Origin of the sequence: Janthinobacterium sp. DSP2-3-3, assembly GCF_049897325.1 — a bacterium.
Lineage (GTDB): Bacteria > Pseudomonadota > Gammaproteobacteria > Burkholderiales > Burkholderiaceae_D > Janthinobacterium.
On sequence record NZ_JAFCWA010000007.1, the window covers coordinates 191,112 to 212,758 of the forward strand.

Consider the following 21,647-nt stretch of genomic DNA (forward strand, 5'->3'; position numbering starts at 1 on the left):
ACCGGCGCTCTTGTACTCAGACCCGCTTGCAAACGGGCATCATCTTCAGTGAAAAGACGGCGCCGTGATCCATGACATGCCTACATTGTATTTATATCACGGGACGGCGCCAAAAACGCATCCGCGAAGGATGCGCCAGGTTGATCTGCGCTTACAATGCCTGCAAACTTAGAACCAGGTTTCCACTTGGAAACCATAGGAAGTGCCGCTGGTATTGTTGTTATAGATCGGGCCGCCGTTGTTCGACGCATTTACCGAAGCGGTGGCCGCATCGTTCCATTTGCCGTACGTCACGAAAGCGCGCAGTTCAGGACGCGACCACAGGCCGGGACCTGCAGAGATCGTCGGCGCGATGGTCAGCTTGGTCAAGCGCTTGGCCGGTTGGCCGCCCGCTTGCGTCACGCGGTCCGTGCCCAGTTCGCCCACCAGCTTGAAGTTGTCGGTGAATGCATATACAGGGCGCACGCCGACCGAGGTCCAGGTCGAGGAACCTTTGGCGTTCGACTCGTCTTTTTGCCACAGGGCGACAAATTCCATGCCGAAATTGGCCATCGGCTGGATCGCCATGTCATTGAAGATGCGCGTGCGTTTCACGTCCGAACCGAAATTGGTGTCGCCCGAAGCGCCGAACTGCGCGCCATTGCCGGTGCCAGGACCGACGCCGTACTGCACGCCAAAGGTGTTGCCGCCGCCGAACACTTTACCTTGACGGTGGAAGGCCGACAGTTGCCAGCCGTTATTGCGCTTGCCCGTGAGGACGTCGTCCTTGCCTTCGCCGATGATGTAGGTCGCGGCCAGGTCCAGGGTGCCGTTTTCATTGACGGGAATCTCGCCAAAGATGAAGTTCTGGCGCACGGCCGATTTGGTGTTGACGCCGCCGTTCGGCAACGCGATCTTGATGTCGTTGTCCTTGAAGAAGGCATACGAGAATTTACCGGGGCCGGCAGGAATGCGGTCCAGGCCGGCGCCCGTGCCGTTCATGTTGATGTATTGCAGATCCAGCATGTGGATGTCAGGACGGTAGTAGAAGCGTTTACCGATCCAGGCCGTGCCGCCGTTCAGGAAATCGAGTCCCTGCGCTTCGACATAGGCCTTGACGATGCCCAGTTTGTTGTCGCCGAAATCCGAATTTGGCGCGTAGGCGTTGACCCAGATGGTGGCCAGGTAGTTCACGCCGCCGGACTTGGCGACGGACTTGGTGTAGCCGAATTCCGTGTAGGCGTCGCACTCATTGCCCAGACGGTATTTCATGGTATTGCCACCCAGGCCGAAGCAGCCTTGCGAACCGCCGCCGCCCGAAGTATTGCTGCCGGCGCCGGCGCGCAGGTAGCCATGGAAGCCTTCGGAGTCGGATGGATACATGGGGTCGGCGACAGCGGAACCGCTGGCGATGGCTAAGACGATGGCAGCCGGCAGCGTTTTCAACACGGCCTTCAACATGGTGCGATGCAGCATGGTAAGTCTCCTCAGTAGTTATTTTTTATCTAGTCATTCGTGGCCGAATGTACTGGCCAGAATTCTTTCCAGCAGGGACATAGTAACTATACTACGAACAAATATCAACATATTATGTTGTAATCCTACGACTACTCTGCGACACTTTATTTGCATACTAATGTGCGCGTTGAAGCTCTGTTTTTTCCGCTGGCGCTACCGTTTCCGGCACTGTGGACAAGCATTTGCGCAGGCATACCGCATTTTTCGGCACGCGGCACGTATACGAATTAAAATCCTTGGTTTTTGCCCATAACGACAGTGCGCCGCCACGACCGCGCACGCAGACGAGACTAAGCACCGCCATGAAAATTGATGAAAAAATGGAAGTAGCAGGCAGCGATCCGGCGGAGCGTTTCAGTGAAGGGCCACGCCTGCTGGCAGACATCGGCGGCACCAATGCCCGCTTCGTGCTGGAAACGCGCCAGGGCCACCTGGAAGCGGTGGCCGTGCTGCCCTGCGACGACTACGCTTCGCTGCTCGACGCCATCACCGCCTATATGGATAGCAGCGAGGCGCGCGCCGCCGGTTCGGCGCGCGTGCGCCATGCGGCCATCGCCATCGCCAATCCCATCGACGACGACAATATCCGCATGATGAACCATCACTGGTTCTTCTCGATCGAGGCGATGCGCACCGCGCTGGGCCTCGACACGCTGCTGGTGGTGAATGACTTCACGGCGCTGGCCATGGCCCTGCCCTATCTGCGGCCCGACCAGCGCCTGCAGATCGGTGGCGGCATGGCGCGTGCCGACAGCGTCATCGGCCTGCTCGGTTCGGGCACGGGCCTGGGTGTGTCGGGCATGATTCCCGCCGAAGACCGCTGGATCGCGCTGGGCAGCGAAGGGGGCCACGTCAGCTTCGCCCCCTGCGACCAGCGCGAGATGGATGTGCTGTCCTTCGCCTGGCGCGAACTGTCGCACGTCTCGGCCGAACGCCTCGCCTCCGGGCGCGGCCTGGAACTGATCTACCGCGCCCTGTCCGACCGGGCTGGCCGGCATGATGTGCAGCCGCTGCTGGCGGCCGACATCACCAGCCGCGCCCTGAACAATGAATGTGATGTATGTCTGGAGGCGGTGGACTGCTTTTGCGCCATCCTCGGCTCCATCGCCGGCAACGTGGCCATGACCCTCGGTGCGCTGGGTGGCATCTATATAGGCGGGGGCATCGTGCCGCGCCTGGGCCCCCTGTTCGAACAGTCGCAGTTCCGCGCCCGCTTCGAGCAAAAGGGTCGCCTGAACGAGTACCTGGCGCAGATTCCCACCTTCTTGATCACGGCCGAACTGCCTACTTTTCTCGGCATCGCCGCCATCCTGGCGCAAAAGCTCAAGCGCGCGCATTCCGGCGCGCCCGTGCTCGAATCGGTGCGCCAGGCGCGCGGGCGCATGAGCCCCTCCGAATGCAAGGTGGCCGACTGGGTGCTGAAGGAGCCGAACGCCATGCTGACCCTGCCGATTGCCGAAATCGCCCAGCGGGTCGGCGTCAGCCAACCCACGGTGATGCGCTTTTGCCGCTCGATCGGGGTGCAGGGCCTGGCCGATTTCAAATTGAAGCTCGCTTCCGGCCTGACGGGCGGCGCCATCACGGTGGCCCACTGCCACGTGGAGATTTCGGACTCCGACGCCGAACTGGCACGCAAGGTGCTGGGCAATAACGCCTCGGCCGCGCTGGCCCTGCGCGACATGCTCGATGTGAAGGCGCTGACGGCGGCCATCGAACTGCTGCGCGGCGCGCAGCGCGTGGAATTGCTGGCCGTGGGCAGCGCCCGCGTGGTGGCCGACGACATGCAGCACAAGCTGCTCAACCTGGGCATCGTCAGCAGCTTCTTTGCCGATCCGCAGGCACAGGAAATGAGCGCCGCCATGCTCAAGCCGGGCGACGTGGCGCTGGTGATTTCCCGCTCGGGCGCCCTGCCCGACCTGCTGCGCACCGTCAAGGTGGCGCATGGCTGTGGCGCGCGCGTGCTGGCCATTACGGCCAGCGGTTCGCCGCTGGCCAAACTGGCCGACGTGCTGCTGACATTGAACCACCCGGAAGGCAACCTCAATTTCGTGCCCATGATCGTGCGCCTGCTGCAGCTGATGATGCTCGATATCCTGTCGGTGGGACTGGCACGGCGCGACACGGCGCAACGCACCAGCGCCGCCGAACTGGAAGAGGGTCAATTGCACGGCATGCGCATCAGCGGCAAGCTGAAATTCGGTGGCCACCTCGAATAAGGCGGCGCACGCCGCCCCCGATACGGCCAGCGGCGCCACCGTGCATGACGTGGCGCGCCTGGCCGGCGTGTCGGCCATGACGGTATCGCGCGTGATCAACGGGCGCGCCAGCGTCAGTGCGGCCACGCGCGACAAGGTCGAGGCGGCCATTGCCGCCTTGCGCTACCAGCCCAACCTGGCGGCGAGGGCGGCCCGCACGGGCACCCTGCGCATCGGCCTGCTATACAGCAACCCCAGCGCAGCCTTCCTCAGTGAGTTTCTGGTCGGCGCCATGGACCAATGCCGCCAGGGCGGCGGCCAGCTGCTGCTCGAACGCTGCGAAGACCTGGACAGCCAGCGCGCCGGCATCGCCTGCCTGGTGGCGGCCGGCGTGGACGGCATCCTGGTGCCGCCACCCCTGTGCGATTCGCCTGAAGTGCTGGCGCAGCTGAATCAAATGGGCATCCCTGCCATCGCCGTAGCCACGGCGCGCCCCTCGCCCGATGTGTCGGCCGTGCGCATCGACGACTACGAAGGCGCGCTGGCCATGACGCGCCATCTGCTCACGCTGGGCCACCGCGACATCGGCTTCATCGAAGGCGATCCGGCGCACACCCCCGCCCTGCTGCGCCGCCAGGCCTTCGAGGACGCCATGCGGGAAGCGGGCTTGCCGGTACCGCCACACAGGGTGGCGCAAGGCTATTTCACGTATCGCTCGGGGCTCGACGCAGCGCGCCAGCTGCTGGCGCAACAACCGCCCCCCAGTGCCATCTTCGCCAGCAACGACGACATGGCTGCCGCCACCTTGGCCGTGGCGCACGGCATGGGTTTGCAAGTGCCGCAAGACGTGAGCGTATGCGGTTTTGACGATACGCCAGTGGCCACCACCGTGTGGCCGGAGCTGACCACCATCCACCAGCCCATCGCCGACATGGCGCGCGCCGCCGTCAATCTCGTCATCGACGAGATACGCCAGCGCCGCGCGGGAGAACCCGCGCCCGCCACGCATCGCCTGATGGAATTTACCCTGGTCGAACGGGCATCGTCGGGTAGGTATGCGCCGCCAGCGGAAAAGGGCCAACGCAGACCTTGATGCGGCCAGAACAGGCGATGCCCGCCACACGCGCCCGGCCCTACACCGCCTCGGTCAAGGCCGAGCTGCCGATGGAAGTGACGGCATAACCGTTGCGGCCAGCGCTTTTTGCCTTGTAGAGCGCCGTGTCGGCCGCCGTCAATAATGCCCCTGCCGTCGTATCGCCCTGGGCACTGAACGCCAAACCGACACTGGTGGCGACATGCAGACCGATGCCGCCGCAATCAAAGTGCACGACCATCTCTTGCACGATTTTCTTGCCCAGTATGGTGAGCTCGGACTGATCCGTCAGTTGTTCAAAAATGATGACAAACTCGTCGCCTGCCAGGCGCGCTACCGTGTCCGAGGCCCGGACGCAAGCTTTGAGCCGTTTGGCAAATTCAATCAACACCAGGTCGCCGATGCCATGCCCGTACGTATCATTTATTTTCTTAAAATAATCGATATCCAGATAGGCCAGCGCCAGGCCCGTACCAGCGCGCCGGGCGCGCGTCAATGCCGCGGTCAGCGCCTCGTCAAACATGCGCCTGTTGTGCAGGCCGGTCAGCATGTCAGTGCGCGCCAGAGCCGCGAGGTTGCTCTCCGCAGCTTCCCTCTGCAGCGACAGCGCATAAAATGCACGGCTCAGTTTTCCGAACTCGTCTTTGCGGGCGACATCAAACACCGCAATATCGGCATTGCCGGAGCGTATGCTCGCCACATGCCGGCCCAGATCACCCAAGGGACGCAAGAGCAGCATCACCGCGAGCCAGCCGGCACCACTGGCCAGGAAGGCGACGCCTGAGGAAGCAATGATGACTTTGGCATAAATATCGGTGATCGGCGTGAATGCTTCGCTTTCAGGGTAGACGGCGCCGATGATCCAATCGGCCGTGCGCAGACGCTTGTACGTGATAATCGCCTGCACGCCTTGCCTGGTTTTACCCTGCGTCCAGCCGTCGAATCCACGCAAGGCGGCCAGTGTGGAAGGCATCGCACCGCTCTTTTCATCAGTCTCTCGCATCAGGATGCGCGTCGCATCCGGATGGTGGAGTATCGTGCCGTCATCGGTCAACATGAACAGATAACCGCTCTTGCCCGGCTTGAGCTGCTCCCACTGGCCGAAAAATGTCGGGCTTTGCAAATTGATACCGCCAGCGATCACATACAGTAATTTGCCGGCTTCGTCATAGATCGGTTCGGTTACCAGCACAATGGGTTTGCCCGATAACAGGCTCTTGAATGGACGCGATATCACGCCTTCCCTGAACTTGACGGTATCGATAAAATATTCCCGCGTGGCGAAATTGAGTTTGCCGACCACGCGCCGGTCATTCATGCTGGCAATCAATTGCCCCGTAGCATCAAAGGCGACAAGATTAAAAAATTCCTCGCGCAGGGTGGGATGATTTTCAATAAATGCCTGCATCCGCTGCGGATGTTCATACACGTCCGCAGGTAGCCCTTCCGCCAACACCCTGAGCAGTGCTTTCTTCGCATTCAAGTCTTCGTCGATATATGCCGCCGCACTGGTCAGCAAGGCATATTGCTGATTGCCGATGACCGACGCCATCTGCCCTTGCGCGACATATAGCGATGTGAGCGCAACCGAACCCGTCGCGCACAGCACCAGCACGCCCACGAGCACAGTCATCTTGAATTTGAAGCTCCTGGGATTGAAAAACTTCCATATCTTATGCATGCGAACTTCCTTCTCAGCGCCCATGCTCTGTAAGGCGCACAAATCTACCAGGTGGCGCCGTGCATCACAGTGGGTGGAGCGGTATATTTTTCAGCGGATGACTTGGAGCCTATCCCCGCAGATGTATACACTCCCAGGATAGGCTCTTGACATGGCGAGAAAGCAAATCTTACGCCTATTATTGCAAAAAGGGCGCCATGGCGCCGCCTAATACACACACGCTACCCGTATCATCGCAATATAGTGCGCTCCAGCAACGATTCCACCAATTGCACCGACGGCGGGGCGCCGCCGGCGGCCAGGCAAGCGCCCGCCCCGGCCGCGACGGCAAAGCGCAAGTGCTGGCCGCCGTCGGCGTCAAGCCGGTACATCAGGCTGTACAGCAAGCCGCCGATGCTGGCGTCGCCCGCCCCCACCGAGTCGACCACCTCGATGGCGGGTGGCGCCGCCCGCCATGTTTGCTCGCCCTGGTACAGGGCCGCGCCCTGCGCACCACGCGTATATAAATAGGTGGCTTGCCGATTCCAGCTGCGCAGCGTGGCAAACGCGCCATCGATGTCGTCGTGGCGGAACAGGCCCGCCAGGTCTTCATCCGACACTTTCACCACGTCAGCCAACTCCGTCATGCGGCGCAAGGTGGCGTCGTAACGTTCATCCATCATGATGCGGAAATTCGGGTCGTAGCTGATGTTCACGCCGGCCGCTTTTAATTCCTGCGCCAGCGCTACCAGCTTGCCCGCCAGCGGTTCGCGCGCCAGGCTGATGCCACCGAAATGCACCCATTGCGCCCCCTGCATCCAGCCGCTGGGCAGCTGCGCCGCGTCAAAATGCAGATCGGCGCTGTCGTCGCCGATGAAGTAATAGGTGGGCGGATGCAGTTCATGCACGATGGCCAGCAGCGGCGACTTCGCATGGCGCTGCAAGAAACGCATGTCCAGGCCCGCCGCCTCGGTGGCAGCGGCCAGCGCGTCGCCAAAGACGTCGAGGCTGACGGCGCCGGCAAAGGCGCTGGGCACGCCCAGGCGCGCCATCACGCGCGCCACGTTCCAGGTCGAGCCGCCCACCTGGCTGCTCCAAGAGTCCGCGCCCGTGCGCAGCATGTCCGTCAGCGCTTCGCCGGCTGAAACGAATTGTGGAAAATCGCGTGAAAAAGCGGCGCTCATGCGGCACCGCCAAGCACGTTCAGCACTTCATAGCAAGCGCCCATGGTGTGGTAATCGACCTTGCCGGCAGGGCTTTTCTCCTTGCTGATTTTGCCGTTCTCAGGCGTCAAAATACGGTACCAGGCGCCGTGCTCATGGTCGACAAAATGCCGCCAGCTGTAATTCCATATCTTGTCGTAGCTGTGCCAGTAAGCTGCGTCGCCCGTACGCGCGGCCAGTACGGCGGCGGCCGCAAAGCTTTCCGCCTGCACCCAGAAGTATTTGTCGCCATCGCAGATTTCATCTTGCGGGCCAAAACCGTAATGGATGCCGCCATGCGCCCCATCCCATGCCTTGGCCAACGCCATGTCGTACAGGGCGCGCGCGCGCGGCAGCAGCCAGTCGGACGGACCGGCCATGAACCGGCTGTGGCGCTCCATGATCAGCAGCAGCTTGGCCCATTCCGTGAAGTGGCCGGGCTGGTAGCCCCACGGACGGAAAATATTGCTCTTGTCATGCAGGTTGTAGTCCCAGTCGATCGACCAGTCGGGTTTGTAGTGTTCCCAGATCATCCCGTTCGCCAGACCCGCCTGGCGCACGGTGATGTTGTGCGCCAGTGTCTCCGCGCGGTGCAGGTAGCGCGCCTCGCCGGTCGCTTCAAAAGCAGCCAGCATGGCTTCGCAGGCATGCATGTTGGCGTTCTGGCCCCGGTAGCCGTCAAGCGTCGCCCAGTCGGCGCTGGCGACGTCCGCATACAGGCCGTGTTCCGGCAGCCAGAAGCGCTGTTCCATCAATTCGAAGGTCTCGTCCAGATACGCGCGCGATTCCGGCATCCCTGCCTGCAAGGCGTGGGCATAGGCGAGCAGCACGAAGGCCAGGCCGTAGCAGTGGTTGGCGCCGTCTTCCACCGTCTTGACGCCGTCTTGCCACTTCAATTGCCACGCGTAGCCGCCCGTGGCCGGGTCGCGGTGCACGTCGCGCAAAAAGGCCACGCCGTGGCGCAGGGCCGCCTGGTAATCGTCATCGCCAAAATGGCGGTAAGCCATGGCGTAATTGAAGATGAAGCGCGTGCTGCTGACCAGATGGCGCGTGCTGGCGTCGTACACCGTGCCGTCATCGAGGAAGAAATGGTAAAAGCCGCCGCTCGCATCGATGGCGTGCGGGTGATAAAAGTGCATCGTGTGCAGGATATGCTTTTCGAGCATTTCCCTGGAGCGGAAATCGGGATTCATGGGTCTCTCATGATATTGTTATCGATAACAATGATGATAGCATGCCGCCTCCACGCCGTCATGCCCAGTCAGGGGGTCTAGTCCAGCCTGAGCTTTTCACGCCACAGTGCCGCCTGCGCGGGGTCGGCCGCCTGTCCCAGTTCGCCGTTATCGTACACCTTGACCAGCCGCTCCATGGCTTCCACGTCGCCCTGCTTCGCCGCCAGCAGGTACAGCGCGAAGGGCTTGGGCGCCGGCCCTTGCCGGGTTGGGCCGCCACGCCCCTGCTCCAGCAGCCGCGCGAAGCCCGTCTGGCCCGGTGGACTTTTAGCAATGGCCGCCATCTCGTACCAGCCCAGGGCAGCTTCGTCGCTTTGCGGCACGCCCTGCCCTACTTCATACGCGTACGCGACATTGTTCAAGCCGGGTGGATCGAGCACCTTGGCCGCCTGCATATACCAGCGAAATGCCTCCTTGCGCTGCGCATCATCGTGCGCCGTCATCATCAGGCGGTAGCCGATTTCATTGTAGGCGGGGATGAAGCCGTTTTCCGCATAGTACTTCAACCAGTGCAGTGCGTGCGCCTGTTCTTCCGGGCTGCTGCGGATAGTTTCAAAGTGCTGGGCCACCATGAAGTTGGCCAGTTCCACGCCTTGCGCAGCGCCCTTGCGCGACCAGTATTCGCCCAGCTTGCGGTCGACTGCGATGCCCTGGCCCAGCGTATAGGCCACGCCCAGGAACGCCTGCGCCGGGCCATAGCCGCCTTCGGCCGATTTTTTCATCCATGCCAGGCCCGCGTCATAGTCGCGCGGCGTGCCCTCGGCGCCGTGCAGCATTTGCGCCAGCTCCAGCTGGGCGACGGTGTCGCCCCCTTCCGCCGCGCGACGCGCCTTGTCGAAGGCGGCGACTTTGTCTGGCGCCAGGTCGGCAGGACGGTTGATCACCGCCTGCACGCGCGCGCGCATCTCGTCCTGGCCCGTCATATCGAATTCGACCAGCGCCGGATGCTGGCGCGGTTCTTTGGTGGACGCTGGCTGCGCCAAGGCCAGGCTCAAGATGAACAGCATGGCCTTCATTTGTTTTCCTTTTCAGCCAGTTTGCCGCGCCACTCGGCGGCGTCTTCGGCATTCGCCTGCTGCCCAAGTTCGCCTTTGACATACACATCAAGCATGCGCCGCATGGCGGGCAAGTCGCCGCTCCATGCCGCCCGCTCGTACCAGACCAGGGCCCACTTGTCCGACTGCGCCACGCCCAGGCCCAGTTCGTGTGCGCGGGCCAGGTTGCGCATGCCGGCCGGCTGCTTTTCACGCGCCGATCTTTGATACCAGGTGTAGGCCTCGCCGCGCTGCTGCTCGTCGGTGGCTGCGCGCATCAGGTGCTCGCCCAAAGCGTTATAGGCAGGAACAAAGTGCTGTTCGAGCGCCGCCGCCTTCAGCCATGTGATGGCCAGCGCCTGTTCTTCGGCACGGCTCTCGCCGTTGATGAATTCCAGCGCCAAAATGGTTTGCGCCAGTTCGTCGCCTTGCGCCACGCCCTTGCGCAGCCAGTACTCGCCCTGTACGCGGTCGATGGGCACCTTGCCACCCACCGTGTAGGCCAGGCCCAAGGCCGATTGCGCCGGCGCATAGCCGCCTTCGGCCGACTTGCGTACCCAGACCATCGACTGCGCCGTGTCTTGCGGCGTGCCGACGCCCAGCTGCAGCATGCGCGCCAGCGCCAGCTGCGCCTCCACATCGCCCCCTTGCGCGGCACGCTGCGCCTCGGCAAACTCGGCGATACTTTCCGGGCTGCTGGCCCGCGCATCCGCCCTTGCCTGAATGGCGATCAGCTGCAGTTCGAGCAAGGTGGGCGAGGTTTGCGCCAGGACGGGCAGCGGCAGTAGAAAAGGAATCAGCAAAAGTAATTTCTTGGGCATGCGACGGTGTCGGGAAGAAGAAAACACGCATGGTAGCTGATGCCACGTCAGACAGGCGCGCACTGCACGGGAAGTTTGACAGGGCATCCCGGCAGGCTTACATTGCATCAACTAAACCAACCTGTCCAGGAACACCATGAACCGTCTGTCCAAATTCGCCTTGACCTTGCTCCTGGCCACCTCCATGGGCGCCAGCGCCGCCGAAACCCAGCTGGCCGGCTGCGCCGCCAAGCGCGAAAGCATCCGCAGCGAATTGCGCCAGGCGCAGGAACAGGGCTTGTCCGACAAGGTTGCCGGCCTCACGCGCGCGCTCGACGAAGTCAACGCCCACTGCCGCGACAGCAGCCTGGTCGAACGCCACAACAAGAAGGTGCTGAAGGCGCAGGCCAAGGTGAACCAGACGGAGCGTTCGCTGCGCCTGGCCCAGGAAGCTAACAAAGAGCCAAAAAAAATCGCCAAGCTGGAAGGCAAGCTGGAAAAGGCCAAGGCGGAACTGGCCGCCCTGCAGGCGCAGCAGCCTTAAGTTTTCTCCCCCAGCAGTTGATAAATGCTGGAAAAATCCAGCGCGCCCGATCCCGCCTTGCTGTGCAAACTATATAAATTGCGCGACAAGGCGCCCAGCGGCACGGCCGCGCCGCTGGCCAGCGCGCTTTCCACGGCCAGGCCCAGGTCTTTCAACATCAGGTCGACGCCAAAACCGCCCGTGTAACCGCGCGACGCGGGCACGTTCTCGGCCACGCCCGGGCACGGGTTGTACACCTCCAGGGTCCAGTTGCGGCCCGAGCTTTTCGCCATCACGTCCGACACCACCTTCGGGTCCAGGCCATTGGCCACGCCCAGGCGTATGGCTTCGCTGGTGCCGATCATCAAAATCCCCAGCAGCATGTTGTTGCAGATCTTGACCGTCTGCCCACAACCCGAGCCGCCCGCGTGGAAAATCGCCTTGCCCATGATCTCCAGGTAAGGCCGCGCCGCCGCCAGCGCCGCCTCTTCGCCGCCCACCATGAAGGTCAGGCTGCCGTTGGTGGCGCCCGCCGTGCCGCCCGAAACGGGCGCGTCCAGCATGGGCAAGCCCTTCTCCTGCGCCGCGCGGCCCACCTGGCGCGCCGCTTCGGTGGAAATCGTCGAACAGTCGATCAGCAAGGTGCCAGGCCGCGCCTGCGCCAATATACCCGCGTCGCCAAAAGAGTTACCCAAGTACGCCCCCAGCACGTGGCGGCTGGCCGGCAGCATGGTGATGACGATGTCGGCCGCGTGAATCGCCGCCGCCTGGTCATCGGACACCAGGCCACCGCCATCGGCAAACTGCCGCACGCTGGCCGGCAGCAAATCGAAGCCCGTCACGGCGTGGCCGGCGCGCACCAGGTTTTGCGCCATGGGCAGCCCCATGTTACCGAGGCCGATGAAAACGATATTGGTGCTCAAGCTCATCCCTGCCCCTTATTTCATCGAAATGGTGGTATTGACGCCGCTGCCGCCGTCGTCCGGGGCGAACCAGCGCGCCGTGACGGTTTTGGTCTGCGTCCAGAAGTACAAGGCTTGCTTGCCGTTCGGGCCCAGGTCGCCCAGTTTCGAGGCGCGCGATCCCGTAAAACTGAAATACGCGACGGGCACGGGAATGGCCACGTTGATGCCCACCTGCCCCACGTCGATCTCGTTCTGGAATTTGCGCCCCGCCCAGCCGGACGAGGTGAAGATCGAGGTGCCGTTGCCGTTCGGGTTGGCGTTGATGAAGGCGATGGCCTGGTCCAGCGTATCCGTCTCGACCACGCACATGGCGGGGCCGAAAATCTCTTGCGTATAGACGGAGTTCGATGCTGCCACCTTCGAGAAAATCGTCGGCCCCATGAAGTTGCCGCCTTCGTAGCCCGCCACCTTGTGGCCACGGCCATCGAGCAGCAGCTGCGCGCCTTCATCCACGCCGGCCTGTATCAGTTTTTCCGCCCGTTGCATGGCCGCTTTCGAGACCATCGGCCCCAGGTCGGCATCGCGGTCGCTGCCCGGCCCCACCTTCAGCGCCTGCGAGCGGGCGACGATTTCCGGCAGCCAGGAGCGCGCTTCGCCCACCAGCACCACGACGGAATTGGCCATGCAGCGCTGGCCGGCCGCGCCGAATGCCGCGCCGATCAGGTTATTGATCGCTTGCTCCTTGTTGGCGTCGGCCAGCACCACGCAATGGTTTTTCGCGCCCATCATCGATTGCGCGCGCTTGCCCGATTCGCTGGCGCGGCGGTACACATGCGTGCCCACATGGGTGGAGCCGATGAAGGACACGGCCTTGATGTCGGGATGGTCGCACAGCATGTTGACGACGTCCGCGCCGCCATGCACGACGTTCAAGACGCCGGCCGGCAAGCCCGCCTGGTACATCAGTTCGACCAGGTACATGGTCGACGACGGGTCCTGCTCCGACGGTTTCAGGACGAAGGTATTGCCGCAGGCGATGGCGATGGGGAACATGAAGCACGGCAGCATGACGGGGAAGTTGAATGCCGTGATGCCGGCGCCCACGCCCAGCGGCTGGTAGATGTTGTAGACATCGACGCCCGTGGCCGCGTTTTCCGCAATTTCTCCCAATTGCAGGGTGGCGATCGAGCACGCGTGTTCCACCACTTCCAGGCCGCGCATGACCTCCCCTTCCGCGTCGGGCAAGGTCTTGCCGTGTTCGCGCGTGATCAGTTCGGCCAGGGTAGCGATGTTTTCGCGGATCAGGTGCTGGTACTTGAGCATGATGCGCATGCGCGCCGCCAGCGGAGTATTGCGCCAGGTCTTGAATGCTTCCTTGGCCGTGGCGACGGCGAGGTTGACTTCATCCAGTGTGGAAAACGGCACCTTGGCGACGATTTCCTGCGTGGCCGGGTTGACGACATCGCGCCATTCGGTGCTGATTGACGCGTGGTGCTTGCCGCCGATATGCAGGGGGATGGCGGTGACCGGTGTAAGTGCTTGGTTCATTGTCAGAGACTCCGTGCTTATTTTTTAACGAGGTTGCATGCCGCCGCATCCATAGGCTTGAAGGCCTGGTCGGCGGGGATGGTGGACAGCACTTTCAGGTAATCCCACGCGCCTTTCGATTCAGCCGGGGTTTTCACCTGCACCAGGTACATATCGTGGATCACGCGGCCGTCGGGACGGATCGAGGCGTTGTTCATGACGGCGTCCTTGATGGGCAACTGGCGCATTTTTTCGGCGACGATTTTCGAATCGTCGCTTTTGGCCGCCGCCACCGATTTCAGGTAGTGGTACACGCTCGAATACACGCCCGCCTGCACCATGGTCGGCTTGGCGCCCTTGTTGAGTGCCTCGAAACGCTTGGCGAAGGCGCGGCTGCGGTCATCGAAATCCCAGTAAAAGCCGTCCGCGTAGACCAGGCCCTGCGCCGTTTCCAGCCCCAGCGCATGCACGTCGGAGAGGAACACCAGCAAAGCGGCAAGGCGCTGGTCCTTGCCGCTGCCGATGCGAAATTCGCGTGCCTGCTTGATGGCGGAGACCACGTCTGCGCCGCCGTTGGCCAGGCCGATCACCTGCGCTTTCGAGCCTTGCGCCTGCACCAGGAAGGAAGAGAAATCGGACGCGTTGAGCGGATGGCGCACGGCACCCAGCACCGTGCCGCCATTGCGCTTGACGACTTCGCTGGCGTCTTTTTCCAGCGAATGGCCGAACGCATAATCGACGGTGACGAAGTACCACGATTTCTGCCCCAGCTTGGTCAATGCCGCCGCCGTGCCGGCCGCCTGCGAATACGTGTCGAACATCCAGTGGAAGCCGTTCGGCGAGCAATCCTCGTTCGTCAATCGCCCGGTGGCGGGGCCGCTGAACATGGCGATGCCGCCCTTCTCTTTCATGAGCTTTTGCACGGACAGGGCCACCGAGGAATTGGTCAGGTCGGCAATGGCGTCGACCTTGTCGCGGTCTATCCATTCGCGCGCCTTGGAGGCGGCGATGTCCGCCTTGTTCAAATGGTCGGCCGAGAGGATTTCGATCTTCATGCCCTTGCATTCGGCTTTCAGGCAATCTTCGACGGCCATCTGGCTGGCGATGACGGAACCGCGCCCGCCCATGGCCGAATACGGGCCGGACATGTCGGTCAGGATGCCGACCTTGACGAAGCCATCGGAAATTTGCGCCTGCGCGGCGCCAAAGGAAAGGGTGAGCGCCAGCGCGCCCATGGCCAGAACGGTTTTTTTCATGCGTGTCTCCAGGTGGATGGGTTTTCTTATATGTGTAGATGCATTCTGCATGTGTAAAAATATGCACTCAAGTGAAATTAATGCATAATTCCTTTGCAAAAATGCACAAGGAGGGTCGGCCATGCTCGATTGGGACAATGTACGGGTATTCCTGGAACTGACGCGCAGCGCCGGCCTCGTCGATGCGGCGAAAAAGCTGGGCATCGACCATTCCACCGTGTCGCGGCGCATGCGCAAGTTCGAGGAGCAGGTGGGCACGCAGCTGTTCGACCGCAATTACGTGGGCTACCAGCTGACGCCCGAAGGCCACCGCCTGATGGAATACGCGGAAAGCATGGAAAGCACGGTGTTTGCCGCCACCGAGGAGCTGGGAGAGCACAACCGGCTGCTGTCGGGGCAGGTGCGCCTGGGCGCCACGGAAGGTTTCGGCGCCATCGTGCTGGCGCCCCACCTGGCGCAGTTTTGCGGGCGTTACCCGCACATCAGCGTGGACCTGATCGCCGTGCCCCGTTTCGTCAGCCTGTCCAAGCGCGAGGCGGACGTGGCCATTTCCATCGAGCGCCCCCTGTCCGGCCCGTATGTGGTGACGAAGCTGTCCGACTACCGGTTGAAACTGTACGCCACGCCAGCCTACCTGGCGCGCCACGCGCCCATCACCAGCGTGGCGCAACTGGCGCAGCACCCCATCATCGGCTACGTGGACGACCTGGTCTTCAGCGCGGAGCTGCGCTACATGGATAATGTGGCGCCCGATTCCCTGCGCGCGTTTCGCAGCACCAGCGTGATCGCCCAGTACCACGCGGCGCGCACGGGCCAGGCGCTGGCGATCTTGCCCTGCTTCGTGGCCCAGCAGTCGAACGAACTGCTGCCCGTGCTCGACGGTGAGATCGACCTGCTGCGCGCCTTCTGGATGATTTCACCGAGCGAGCGGCGCAACATCGCGCGGGTCAGCGCCCTGTGGAATTACCTGCGGGCCGCCATCGACCTGAATCACGCTTACCTGATGGGCGAGACGTCCACGCCCAGCTGGCCAAGCTGACTGCGCGCTACACTGTCGCCACATACTAATGAGGAGAATGCCATGCTGATGGATGCGAACCAGGCGGTACTGGTCATTGTCGACCTGCAAGGTCGTTTGATGCCGGCCATCCACGATGCCGGCCTGGTGCTGGCGCAAAACCTGCGCCTGGCAAAGATCGCCCGCCTGCTCGACGTGCCCGTGCTGGGCACGGAACAAAACCGCCAGGGGCTGGGACCGAACGTGGAAGAGATCGCAGCCCTGTGCGAACGGACCTTGCACAAGACGCATTTCGGCGCCTGTGCCGACGGCTTGCAAGCCATGCTGCCGGCCGGACGCAAGCAAATCGTCGTCACGGGTTGCGAAGCCCATGTGTGCATGTTGCAGACAGCCATCGGTTTGCTGCAGCTGGGGTATGAAGTCATCATCGCCATCGATGCCGTCGGCTCGCGCCAGGCCGCCAGCCGCGATGCGGCACTGGCCCGCCTGGGCAAGCTGGGCGCCCACCTGGTGACGGTGGAAATGCTGGCCTTCGAGTGGTTGCGCGACTGCAAGCACCCGCGTTTCCGCGACGTGCTGGCACTGATCAAATAGCCACTCTCACGCAATAGACCAGCCTAGAAATAACGCACCCACGCCTGCTGCGACGTGCGCTTGTAATTGGCAAACGCGCGGCAAGGGAAATACAGCACGGGCATCAGGGCCAGCGCGATCAGCCACACTTGCCAGATATGTTCGACGCCATAGCGGGCACCGTGATTCGCACCCAGCACAGCCGTCAAGGTGATGCCTATCACCAGCAGCAAGTACAGGTGCAGCAAGTAGTAAAACATGGGCGCGCCGCCAAAGGTGGCGCAGGCCCGCGTGAACCAGTTATCGACACTTTCCAGCCAGGCCAGGCCCAACAAGCCCAGGCCCAGGGTGAACAGCAGAAAGTCCAGCGACGGCGGATACTTGGTGAAGTTCAGCACGCTCATGGCCGTGCGCAAGGCCGTGTCGCCCGCCACCCATGGCAGGGTTTCGCCGTAGATATTGAAACCGCGCAGCACGGCCAGCAGCAGCAAGCTGCCGCCGCCCAGCGCCAGCAGGCAGCGCCGCCTGGCCTCGGCGCTGAAGGTACGCGCATACAGGGGACCTGCCGCATAACCAAGCACGATCACGCCTATCCACGGCAGCAGCGGATAGCTGACCTTGATTTTCATGGCGCCATTGGCCACCAGGTAACCGCGTTGCAACAGCACCGTCAGAACGTAATTGGCAAAGCTGCCCTCTTCCGCGCGCAGGCCCGTGAGTAAATGCTGGCCGGCGATAATCGCCACGCCCAGCAGCGCCAGCACTTTCAACGGCAACTTGTGCAGCACGGCCAGCGCCATCATGGCCAGGCCGATGACCCAGATCACCTGCAGATACAGCACGGGCGGCGGAAACGCCCCGCTCCAGGCGAAGTTGACGAACACCAGTTCCAGCAGCACCAGCAGCAAGCCCCGCTTGAACAAAAAACCCGCCGCACTGCGGGGCCCGGCAGCCGGATGCGCGTACAGCCAGGCCGACAAGCCCGTCAGGAAAACGAACATGGGCGCGCACACGTGGGCGGCCAGGCGCGTGAAGAACAGGGCCGGATCGACGCCGGAAGCATCCATCGGGTCGCCCACCTGGTGGTGCAGGAATACCGTTTCGCGCACATGGTCAAACAGCATGATCAGCATGACGAGGCCGCGCAGCACGTCGATGACGGCGATGCGGGTGCGCAGGGTGGAAGGAGAAGTCAATGTCATGGTCATCCATTAAAAACGGTAATGTGCATTCAGGGTCACCGTGCGCTCCGCCCCCGGCGCCACCCACAACTGGCTATAGGAACTCGCATAGTAGCTGCGATTGAACAGGTTTTCCACGCTCAAAGCCAGGCGCAGTTTCGCAGTCGGCGAATACGACGCCAGCAATTTGGCCGTCGTGTAGGCCGGCAGAGTAAATTTGCTGCTGACGGCCACGTCGCCCAGGCGCTCGCCCACATATTGCACACCGCCGCCCACGCTGGCCGTGCCCGTGCCCAGCGCGAATTGCTGCGTGGCCAACAGGTTGGCGCTGTGGCGCGGCACGTTGGCGAAGCGGCTGCCCGTGACGATGGTATTGTCGCCGCGCGTGACGGTGGCGTTGGTGTACGCATAGGCGCCCGAGAGGCGCAAGCCGCGCGCCACTTCACCTGCTACGTCGAGTTCCAGGCCCCGGCTGCCCACCTCGCCCGCCGCGATGGCGAAGTCCGTGTTGGCGGGATTCGTCGTCAACACATTGCTCTTGCGGATGTCATACACGGCCAGAGTGCCCGTCAGCTTGCCCGTTTCCAGCTTCGCGCCCAGCTCATACGAGCGGCTGCGCTCTGCGGGGAAAGCCTGGTTATCGATGCTGATGCCGCTATTGGGCCGGAAGCCCTTGGCCGCGCTCGCATACAGCGACCATATTTTCGACGGCTGGTAGACGAGACCCGCGCGTGGGCTGGTGGCCGACAGCGACTGGCGGTTGCTCACGTTCAGGCGATTGTTCCTCACGTCCTGCGTGTACGTATCGTGGCGCACGCCGACCAGCGCCTTCCATTGCGCGCCCAGGTCCAGTTGATCTTGCGCATACAGGCCGCGCGCCTGTTGTCCTTCCTGCGTGTCGATGGACAGGGCCAGCGGAGCTGCCTTGCCGCCGTACACGGGCGCAAAAATATCGATGGCATAGGCATTCGCGGCCGATGGATTGCGGCGCAGCTGCACCCGATGGTCGTCGAAATGATAGGCGTCGACACCGGCCAGCACCTCGTGCGCCAGCGCGCCTGTCCTGAACTTGCCCAGCACTTCAACGCGGGCCGAAACATCGGTGGACGAAAAATCGCGGTGGCGGCGCTGGCGGTTCAGGGTGCGGCCATCGGCCAGCAGCTTGTTCGCCTCGGTCGAATAGCCGCTCAATTCGCTGTCGCGGTAGGAAACGCCCGCCTGCAGCGTCCAGTCATCGGACAACGCATGATGGATAAATAACTGCTGCCCCAGCGACTTGACCGTCATGTGGCCATCGCCTGGTTCGCCCAGGAAGCGCGACACAGGCACGGCCCCCAGCTGGCCATTCACGGCCAGCACGCCCCGGTCGAACGGCGCGCGCTGCCGCACCGCTTCGATTTCATACGACACGGTCGTGTGCTCGCCCACCAGCCAGAGGAAGGACGGAGAAAACAGGCTGCGCTCGACCTGCAGCGTATCGCGGAAGCTGTGCCCTTCTTCATGCGCCGCGTTCAAGCGGTAGGCAAAGCTGTCGCTCAAGGGCCCCGTCAAGTCCAGCGCGACGCGGCGCGTCTGGAAACTGCTCAAAGAAACATCGGCGCTGTAGTCGGGCGCGAACTTCGGCTTCTTGGTGGTGATGTTCACCGTGCCGCCCGGTTCGCCCCGGCCATACAGGGCCGACGCGGGGCCTTTCAGCACTTCCACATTCTGCGTGTTGCCGGCGTCGCGCATGCCGTTGTAGCCGCGGCTGGAACTGAAACCGTTGACCATGTAGTCGGAACCGAAATTCGGGTCGCCCGTAAAGCCGCGCATGGCGTAACTGTCCCACAGGCCGCCCAGCGGGCTTTGCTTCGCGATGCCGCTGGCCAGGTCCAGCGCGCCGGCCAGGGTCGTCACGCCCGCGTCGCGCAGCAGGTCGCCAGTCAGCACGCGCACGCTTTGCGGTAAATCCATCAGCAAGGCATCCGTCTTGGTGGCGCCCGTGGCGGACAGGCTGCGGTAGTGCTGGCGCTCGGCGCTGACAGTGACGACATCGTCGGCTTGCGCGGGCTCAAATGCAGATGACCAGGGACTGGCGGCGGCCAGCAAAAGCGCCACGGGGCGGCGTAAAAACACGGACATGGGATTCCTGACTATGGGCAATTCAATGCAATAGGCTTGCATTATAATTGATAATCAATTCTCATTAAAGCCCTCGTGAGAAATCTGCGCCAGAAAGTCCACAAACACTTGCACTTTGGCCGCGCGCAAGTGGTGCGGGTGGGACAGCGCCTGCACGATGCCGCAGCCCGCTTGAGCGGCTCACGGAAGACGTGGAAATGCCCAGGCGCTGGGCTTGAAAACGCCCGCCTCGACCACCGCACAAAATACCTGTGCTGCCAGCCTGTCCATGCCTGTCGCCCAGTGGCTCCTTGATGCCGGCGATTATCCACGATACTGAAATAGTGCATCGTGCCGCGCCCCGTTTTTCTTTGTGCCCTCTCCGCCTAGGCATGCGGCACAAACCGATGGCAGCGCGCGGCAAGCCGGTGGGGGATATGGCTGATTGAATGCCTGCTGGTTAATTGCAGGCGGAAGCGCTATTATGCAAGAATACACTTGCATAATAGAATGAGGTCGGGCATGCGTGAAAGACTGGAAAAACTGCTGGCGCAGGGACGCGACAGCGCCCTGCTGCGCTTTGGCCTGGGAGATGCTTACCTGAAAGACAATGACGCGCAGCAAGCGGCCACTCACCTGGCGCAAGCCACCATACAGCAGCCAGGCTATTCCGCCGCCTGGAAACTGCTGGGCAAGGCATTGCACCAACTGGGCCGGCTGGATGAAGCGCAGGCTGCCTGAACGACGGGCATGACTGTGGCCCTGCAGCAAGGCGACCTGCAAGCCGTCAAGGAAATGACGGTGTTCCTGAAACGCCTGCAAAAACAGCGGCAGGCGGCAGAGTAAAACAGTTTAGTGCGCGTGCGCCGCGCCCTTGGCCTCAAGAGGCACCGCCTCGCCCCGTTCTTTCGCCAGGCGCTTGGCCAGCAAGCCGCCCGCTTCGGCCGCATAGGCGCGGCAGGCGTTGGCGTCGATCAGGGGATTGCTTGTAGCGCTGCGCTTGGCCGCCTTGCCCAGCACGTCCGTCGTGCCCGGATGCACGGGGATGATGATGTCGCATGGCAAAGCGGACACCTTGGCGATGCTCGCTTCGAACGAGGCGGAAATATCCGGCGTCTTGCCCTTGCCCACGCCTTTGCCCAAATAGCGGAAATCACCGCTGGCATACGGGTTCAAGCTGTCCGCGTACACCACGTTCAGGCAGCGCGCGCCTTCGCACGAGGTCCAGGTCCACGTCGTGCCGCCTGGCGTGTGGCCCGGTGTCATGTGGGCCGTCAAGGTCACAGGGCCCACCTTGACCGTATCGCCCTCGCCCATTACCTTGACCTTGGCGACTTTGGCGACATGCACGACGGGGTCGGCCTGGTATTGCGGATCATCGTTGCCATTGGTGCCGCTTTGCAGCCCCAGGGCGCCCGAGGCGCTGGCCACCACCGTGGCGCCGCTGGCCCGTTGGAGCGCGGCAATGCCGCCCGCATGGTCCCAATGCGCATGCGAATTGAGAATATATTTCACATCCTCGATGCGAAAGCCCAGCGCCTTGACGCTGGCGATGATCAGGGGCGCCGATTGCGGCAGCGCGCCGTCAAGCAAGATATGGCCCTGCGGACTCGTCACCAGCACGGCGGACAGGCCGGCCGTGCCCACATACCAGCTATTGCCATGGATATTGAATGGCTTGACGGGCGCGTTCCATTCTTTGCAATTATCGCAATCGACAGGTTTATTCTGCACCGGTGCCGGCGTTCTTGCCTGCACTGTACCTGCCGTCATGGTCGCAACCGTCGCCAGCATCAACTTCGCCAATAGTGTCATCTTCATCTCCAGAGTGTAAAAAAAGGGCGCCCGCAC

Annotated in this window: 18 protein-coding genes; 6 read left to right on the top strand and 12 right to left on the bottom strand. The window is 62.6% G+C overall.

From position 1 onward, the window contains the following. Nucleotides 1-168 precede the first annotated feature (168 nt). Nucleotides 169-1,455 (bottom strand): maltoporin, encoded by a 1,287-nt coding sequence (locus tag ACP7DE_RS15945; protein WP_426073004.1) that lies wholly within the window; start codon nt 1,453-1,455, stop codon nt 169-171. A gap of 344 nt (nt 1,456-1,799) precedes the next feature. Here ACP7DE_RS15945 and ACP7DE_RS15950 point away from each other — a divergent pair, with 344 nt between their 5' ends. Both ACP7DE_RS15950 and ACP7DE_RS15955 read left to right on the top strand, forming a co-directional pair. Then, entirely contained in the window at nt 1,800-3,713 is a 1,914-nt protein-coding gene (locus ACP7DE_RS15950) for a glucokinase (protein ID WP_426073005.1), read from the top strand. Continuing rightward, nucleotides 3,697-4,785, top strand: coding sequence for a LacI family DNA-binding transcriptional regulator (locus tag ACP7DE_RS15955; RefSeq protein WP_426073006.1), 1,089 nt, complete (start codon nt 3,697-3,699; stop codon nt 4,783-4,785). Before ACP7DE_RS15950 ends, ACP7DE_RS15955 begins: the two co-directional genes overlap by 17 nt. 40 nt (nt 4,786-4,825) lie before the next feature. Here the strand turns inward: ACP7DE_RS15955 and ACP7DE_RS15960 are convergent, their stop codons facing one another. The 5 genes from ACP7DE_RS15960 to ACP7DE_RS15980 form a co-directional block, all read right to left on the bottom strand. Continuing rightward, entirely contained in the window at nt 4,826-6,466 is a 1,641-nt protein-coding gene (locus tag ACP7DE_RS15960) for a diguanylate cyclase domain-containing protein (protein WP_426073007.1), read from the bottom strand. Nucleotides 6,467-6,696: 230 nt separating this feature from the next. After that, complete coding sequence (locus ACP7DE_RS15965) at nt 6,697-7,629, bottom strand: carbohydrate kinase family protein (RefSeq protein WP_426073008.1); 933 nt, start codon at nt 7,627-7,629, stop codon at nt 6,697-6,699. Then, the gene (locus tag ACP7DE_RS15970; RefSeq protein WP_426073009.1) at nt 7,626-8,840 is read right to left on the bottom strand and encodes an AGE family epimerase/isomerase; all 1,215 of its coding nucleotides are present in this window, start codon (nt 8,838-8,840) and stop codon (nt 7,626-7,628) included. Before ACP7DE_RS15970 ends, ACP7DE_RS15965 begins: the two co-directional genes overlap by 4 nt. Before the next feature lie 77 nt (nt 8,841-8,917). Then, nucleotides 8,918-9,895, bottom strand: a complete 978-nt coding sequence (locus ACP7DE_RS15975; protein WP_426073010.1) for a tetratricopeptide repeat protein — start codon at nt 9,893-9,895, stop codon at nt 8,918-8,920. After that, a complete protein-coding gene (locus ACP7DE_RS15980; protein ID WP_426073011.1) occupies nt 9,892-10,716 on the bottom strand; it encodes a tetratricopeptide repeat protein in 825 nt (274 codons plus the stop codon). The genes ACP7DE_RS15975 and ACP7DE_RS15980 overlap by 4 nt, the downstream gene beginning before the upstream one ends. A 154-nt stretch (nt 10,717-10,870) precedes the next feature. Here ACP7DE_RS15980 and ACP7DE_RS15985 point away from each other — a divergent pair, with 154 nt between their 5' ends. Further along, entirely contained in the window at nt 10,871-11,257 is a 387-nt protein-coding gene (locus tag ACP7DE_RS15985) for a DUF1090 domain-containing protein (protein ID WP_426073012.1), read from the top strand. Here ACP7DE_RS15985 and mmsB read toward each other — a convergent pair. The 3 genes from mmsB to ACP7DE_RS16000 are packed head-to-tail and all read right to left on the bottom strand — an operon-like array spanning nt 11,254 to nt 14,924. After that, nucleotides 11,254-12,165, bottom strand: a complete 912-nt coding sequence (gene mmsB, locus ACP7DE_RS15990) for a 3-hydroxyisobutyrate dehydrogenase (protein WP_426073013.1) — start codon at nt 12,163-12,165, stop codon at nt 11,254-11,256. The two genes, ACP7DE_RS15985 and mmsB, sit on opposite strands and share 4 nt — an antisense overlap. 9 nt (nt 12,166-12,174) lie before the next feature. After that, nucleotides 12,175-13,689 (bottom strand): CoA-acylating methylmalonate-semialdehyde dehydrogenase, encoded by a 1,515-nt coding sequence (locus tag ACP7DE_RS15995; RefSeq protein WP_426073014.1) that lies wholly within the window; start codon nt 13,687-13,689, stop codon nt 12,175-12,177. Nucleotides 13,690-13,706: 17 nt separating this feature from the next. Next, nucleotides 13,707-14,924: an ABC transporter substrate-binding protein gene (locus tag ACP7DE_RS16000; protein WP_426073015.1), complete on the bottom strand. Its 1,218-nt coding sequence runs from the start codon at nt 14,922-14,924 to the stop codon at nt 13,707-13,709. Between the two features lie 121 nt (nt 14,925-15,045). Between ACP7DE_RS16000 and ACP7DE_RS16005 the strand changes: the two genes are divergently transcribed. Both ACP7DE_RS16005 and ACP7DE_RS16010 read left to right on the top strand, forming a co-directional pair. Further along, the gene (locus tag ACP7DE_RS16005; protein WP_426073016.1) at nt 15,046-15,963 is read left to right on the top strand and encodes a LysR family transcriptional regulator; all 918 of its coding nucleotides are present in this window, start codon (nt 15,046-15,048) and stop codon (nt 15,961-15,963) included. Nucleotides 15,964-16,005: 42 nt separating this feature from the next. Continuing rightward, entirely contained in the window at nt 16,006-16,536 is a 531-nt protein-coding gene (locus ACP7DE_RS16010) for an isochorismatase family protein (protein ID WP_426073017.1), read from the top strand. Between the two features lie 23 nt (nt 16,537-16,559). Here ACP7DE_RS16010 and ACP7DE_RS16015 read toward each other — a convergent pair whose 3' ends face one another. Beyond that, nucleotides 16,560-17,723 carry a DUF1624 domain-containing protein gene (locus tag ACP7DE_RS16015; protein WP_426073018.1) on the bottom strand — a complete coding sequence of 388 codons (1,164 nt, stop codon included), beginning with the start codon at nt 17,721-17,723 and terminating at the stop codon, nt 16,560-16,562. Between the two features lie 3 nt (nt 17,724-17,726). Further along, a complete protein-coding gene (locus ACP7DE_RS16020; RefSeq protein WP_426073019.1) occupies nt 17,727-19,817 on the bottom strand; it encodes a TonB-dependent siderophore receptor in 2,091 nt (696 codons plus the stop codon). A gap of 501 nt (nt 19,818-20,318) precedes the next feature. Here ACP7DE_RS16020 and ACP7DE_RS16025 point away from each other — a divergent pair. Then, nucleotides 20,319-20,537, top strand: a complete 219-nt coding sequence (locus ACP7DE_RS16025) for a tetratricopeptide repeat protein (RefSeq protein ID WP_426073020.1) — start codon at nt 20,319-20,321, stop codon at nt 20,535-20,537. A gap of 111 nt (nt 20,538-20,648) precedes the next feature. Here the strand turns inward: ACP7DE_RS16025 and bla are convergent, their stop codons facing one another. Further along, nucleotides 20,649-21,611 (bottom strand): subclass B3 metallo-beta-lactamase, encoded by a 963-nt coding sequence (gene bla / locus ACP7DE_RS16030; protein WP_426073021.1) that lies wholly within the window; start codon nt 21,609-21,611, stop codon nt 20,649-20,651. Nucleotides 21,612-21,647: the final 36 nt, after the last annotated feature.

Bases quoted from the DNA above. Each gene is read 5' to 3' on its own strand.
- ACP7DE_RS15945 (WP_426073004.1), bottom strand. From the start codon at position 1,455: ATGCTGCATCGCACCATGTTGAAGGCCGTGTTGAAAACGCTGCCGGCT.
- ACP7DE_RS15950 (WP_426073005.1), top strand. From the start codon at position 1,800: ATGAAAATTGATGAAAAAATGGAAGTAGCAGGCAGCGATCCGGCGGAG.
- ACP7DE_RS15960 (WP_426073007.1), bottom strand. From the start codon at position 6,466: ATGCATAAGATATGGAAGTTTTTCAATCCCAGGAGCTTCAAATTCAAG.
- ACP7DE_RS15965 (WP_426073008.1), bottom strand. From the start codon at position 7,629: ATGAGCGCCGCTTTTTCACGCGATTTTCCACAATTCGTTTCAGCCGGC.
- ACP7DE_RS15970 (WP_426073009.1), bottom strand. From the start codon at position 8,840: ATGAATCCCGATTTCCGCTCCAGGGAAATGCTCGAAAAGCATATCCTG.
- ACP7DE_RS15975 (WP_426073010.1), bottom strand. From the start codon at position 9,895: ATGAAGGCCATGCTGTTCATCTTGAGCCTGGCCTTGGCGCAGCCAGCG.
- ACP7DE_RS15985 (WP_426073012.1), top strand. From the start codon at position 10,871: ATGAACCGTCTGTCCAAATTCGCCTTGACCTTGCTCCTGGCCACCTCC.
- mmsB (WP_426073013.1), bottom strand. From the start codon at position 12,165: ATGAGCTTGAGCACCAATATCGTTTTCATCGGCCTCGGTAACATGGGG.
- ACP7DE_RS15995 (WP_426073014.1), bottom strand. From the start codon at position 13,689: ATGAACCAAGCACTTACACCGGTCACCGCCATCCCCCTGCATATCGGC.
- ACP7DE_RS16000 (WP_426073015.1), bottom strand. From the start codon at position 14,924: ATGAAAAAAACCGTTCTGGCCATGGGCGCGCTGGCGCTCACCCTTTCC.
- ACP7DE_RS16005 (WP_426073016.1), top strand. From the start codon at position 15,046: ATGCTCGATTGGGACAATGTACGGGTATTCCTGGAACTGACGCGCAGC.
- ACP7DE_RS16010 (WP_426073017.1), top strand. From the start codon at position 16,006: ATGCTGATGGATGCGAACCAGGCGGTACTGGTCATTGTCGACCTGCAA.
- ACP7DE_RS16015 (WP_426073018.1), bottom strand. From the start codon at position 17,723: ATGACCATGACATTGACTTCTCCTTCCACCCTGCGCACCCGCATCGCC.
- ACP7DE_RS16020 (WP_426073019.1), bottom strand. From the start codon at position 19,817: ATGTCCGTGTTTTTACGCCGCCCCGTGGCGCTTTTGCTGGCCGCCGCC.
- ACP7DE_RS16025 (WP_426073020.1), top strand. From the start codon at position 20,319: ATGCGTGAAAGACTGGAAAAACTGCTGGCGCAGGGACGCGACAGCGCC.
- bla (WP_426073021.1), bottom strand. From the start codon at position 21,611: ATGACACTATTGGCGAAGTTGATGCTGGCGACGGTTGCGACCATGACG.